The 3,372-nt window shown below is 44.0% G+C and carries 4 protein-coding genes; 1 reads left to right on the top strand and 3 read right to left on the bottom strand.

Translation table 11 applies throughout. From position 1 onward, the window contains the following. Positions 1–542 (top strand): DUF4113 domain-containing protein (locus tag ACSZO4_RS25195; protein ID WP_437891827.1); only part of this gene is annotated, 542 nt, incomplete at its 5' end. A gap of 221 nt (positions 543–763) precedes the next feature. Here the strand turns inward: ACSZO4_RS25195 and ACSZO4_RS25200 are convergent. From ACSZO4_RS25200 to ACSZO4_RS25210, 3 genes are all read right to left on the bottom strand, one after another. Continuing rightward, on the bottom strand, positions 764–1,726 hold the full coding sequence (locus ACSZO4_RS25200) for a ParB family protein (protein ID WP_437891828.1): 963 nt from the start codon (positions 1,724–1,726) through the stop codon (positions 764–766). After that, entirely contained in the window at positions 1,726–2,931 is a 1,206-nt protein-coding gene (locus ACSZO4_RS25205; RefSeq protein WP_437891829.1) for an AAA family ATPase, read from the bottom strand. The genes ACSZO4_RS25200 and ACSZO4_RS25205 overlap by 1 nt, the downstream gene beginning before the upstream one ends. Before the next feature lie 211 nt (positions 2,932–3,142). Further along, positions 3,143–3,372 (bottom strand): hypothetical protein (locus ACSZO4_RS25210; RefSeq protein ID WP_437891830.1); only part of this gene is annotated, 230 nt, incomplete at its 5' end.

Here is a 3,372-nt window from a genome sequence, read left to right on the forward strand (position 1 = left end):
ACACCATCACTGCGTTTCGGGCTCCTGTGTTCATGGTCAGTGAGTTTTTAAAACGTTTTTCCAGATTCCTAACCATGTACGCAGAACGTGCTGCAGAGAAGTTGCGTGGTGAACGCCAGTTCTGCCGCCATATCTCCGTTTTTGTGAAATCCTCTCCCTTTGCCGTAAATGAGCCCTATTACAGCAACGTAGCCAGCGAAACGCTGCTGACACCTACTCAGGATACACGAGATATTATTGCGGCCGCTCAGAGGTCGCTGGAGCGCATCTGGCGAGATGGTCACCGGTATGCTAAAGCGGGGCTTATGCTGAATGATTTCACGGGCAGCGGTGTTGCTCAGCTGAACCTGTTTGACGAACAGGCGCCACGCCCGCACAGTGAGGCACTTATGAAAGTCGTGGATCATGTCAATCAGAGTGGACTGGGCCAGATATGGTTTGCTGGCAGGGGGGTATCTCCTGAATGGAAAATGAAACGAGAGATGTTGTCACCGGCCTATACCACTCGCTGGAAAGATATCCCGGTCGCAAAAATAACGTAATAAGCCGCAATTAGAGAGCAGACAGTGCTCGCCGCAGCCGAACGACAGGGCGTAGCCCGCGAGTGAGCGAGGAAGCACCAGGGAAATCGGTTTTGCATGTTCTGCTAACGCACAGTATGAGAGGGGAATACAGCTGGAAAACTGGCGATTTCATCGTGAAATTTAATAAAAAAATCATGGTAAAACATGAGGTTGATAATGAAATCGCCGTGGAGAAATTTTCAGTTTAAATTCTTCTTAAGAACCTCTGAAATTGCCTGGTCTATTTCAGACTGTACTTCTTTGGAAAGCCTGTTGAATTCATAAGCAAAAGATCGGCCTTTAACCTTTTTGCGCGCAAACTTATCTTTCTCTTCAAAATTCCATAGCGATGTAACTACTGCCTTATCTTTTGCGGGCGTAGAAAGCAAAGATAAAGTTGTTTTTGAAATAAGTTTCAAGACTGCTGCTTTCTGCTCATCTTCAGCAAGCTTTTCATTTGACATAATGTCATCAAGCTGAAATTTCATTGTCTCCTGAAACAACTGATAGCCAATTTCCTTTTGCTGTAACGACTGATCTATCTCAAGAAGAGATTTATAGTCGCTAAATGACAGTTCAGACTGGATGGGAAAAAGGGATATAAGTTCTTGCGGAACAGATGCAGCTTGCATGGCCCTTGTGACTTTCGCCTGGGACAAGCCTTCAATTTCGGCAATTTCTTTTTGGCTTAATCCACTGTCTTTTAGAGACTGAAGTCGAATACCTATTTCCCTAAGATTGTGCTCTTTAGCTGTTTGGATGTCTTTGGCCAACTGTCGAGCTTCTTCGGACGATAGATGTTCATTAGTCACCATTACGTCAAGCGAAGCATGGACATGAATAGCGGCAGCTCGTCTGCGGGAACCATCCAATATCTCAATCTGTTCTCCATCCATCACACCGATGCAAGGGAAAAATTGTTGGAATTTGATGGTTTTGATAATGTCCTTGAGCGACTCTTTTGTTAAAGCAGATTGATCCCTGCCATTTGTTGCTTGCCTGACATAGGTTTTAGAGTCCACGTCATTTGAAGGGACAGCGATAAGCCTGAATTTGATTCTGCGTCCACTTTTTAATGTGAAAATCTGCTCTCTTCCATCAGATGGTACCTGCTCTGCTGCTAACTGAGAATTTAACTGCCGCCCAATTGTTTTTCTACTCATTATAAACCTCCGTTCGAGCGAACAAACTCAATTCGATCAAATACAGCTTTTGCAAAATCTTCAGCTGCCTGCCGAGCGCTTTTTAAAGCTTCTGTACTTCCGTCATACGTTGCAGGGTTTGCAGAAATAACCGTATCGAAAGATTCGCCGCTTCGTTCAAACCCGTCCAATCTAGGTAGAACAGCGTCAAGCATATCTGCGCCGAAAACCTCTTTTGCCTGACTGAGACATATTTTATGGTCAGACTTATTCAGAATTTTAGACATATACCCGATGTTCCCGATAAGGCGGCATTCATGCCCCTCATCCTCAATACTTGTAATCAGTTCAGGTAGGCTAGCAACAAATTTTAGAGATGAATGAAAATCGATTGTCGCTGGAGGAAGAGGGGTTAAAAGGATATCAGCCGCGCCAATTCCATTATTTAAGAATGCATCCAGGTGTGGACCAGAATCCAGAAAAATGAAGTCATAATCATTCTCAAGCTTGTCGATGATGTTTTCTCTGAGCACCGCATGCAGGTTCTGTCCCGGTAAGTTTTCCTGGCATAACTCCTTCCACCGTTCTGCAAGAAATGCGTCATCGATTGATGCAGGTATGATATCAACTCCAGGTATTGTTGTTGGAACTATAAAGTCGGACAACAATTCTTCACGTGTGACGTTTTGAAGCATTGCTTGCGCAGCTGTAGCTTCTACGATTCCTACTGAATATTGATGGCAAAGCAACATTGTGAGTGAGGCTTGCGGATCAAAATCCAGTGCCAGAATTCTTAAGTCTTCAAAGATTAAGTGAGGGTGTGCACGAAAAGCGTGGGCAAGTGATGCTGTTGAAACTGATTTTGAACCGCCTCCTTTGAGATTAGTGACATACACGGTAAAGGCTTTACTGTGTCTATCTCTGTACTTGGGGACACCCCTGTGATGATATAAATCTATTACATTCTGGAGTGTCATTGCATATTTTACAGTATTGCCCGACGGCCTCTTACTAAACTCATAGCCATTTGTCTCCATCTCATTTACAGCATATTCAACACTGCCTTTGCTCAGTTTAGGCAACCTGTATAAAGAAGCTTTGCTGTAGACCTGATAGAAATCGTTCTGCTGTAATTCATTCTTCGCCTCTCTCACGTTCTCACTCAATGAGATCAACATTTTGTGAGCTCTGGAGGCGACCTTTCTCAACTGATCAATATTTTTCATAATGCCTTCCTGATGACGTTTTTTGTCATTTTGAACAAAAAGCTTCAGGTTGCAAGGAATTAATCATAGAAATTTGTGGTGCATCTGATTTGTGGGAAATACCCCAACTAAAAAATTAACTAGCTGAGTATGGGAATCAGCCCAAGAAAGTCTCTTTGTTTGCTATATGGGAAACACCCCAAGTTGCATGCCGTTACCTTACCCCAGCATTTCAGTTTTCAACCAGCAACTGCTTTGTGGGAAACAGCCCAACTTTTAGGCTTCCCTTTTCCAAGCGCTCGCCGCAGAACACATTCGTCTTTTTGAATGTGTTCGAGGAAGCGAAATTTCTACAGTCGTATAGCTTTCGCTTACGCTCAATACTGTAATTAAGTCCGGTAAACCCCCGGCTTTGCCGGGGGACTCCGAAAGGTTTGACCTTTAAGTCAGTCGCGCGAATCT

This window comes from Phytobacter sp. V91, assembly GCF_965644225.1.
Lineage (GTDB): Bacteria > Pseudomonadota > Gammaproteobacteria > Enterobacterales > Enterobacteriaceae > CBFFRJ01.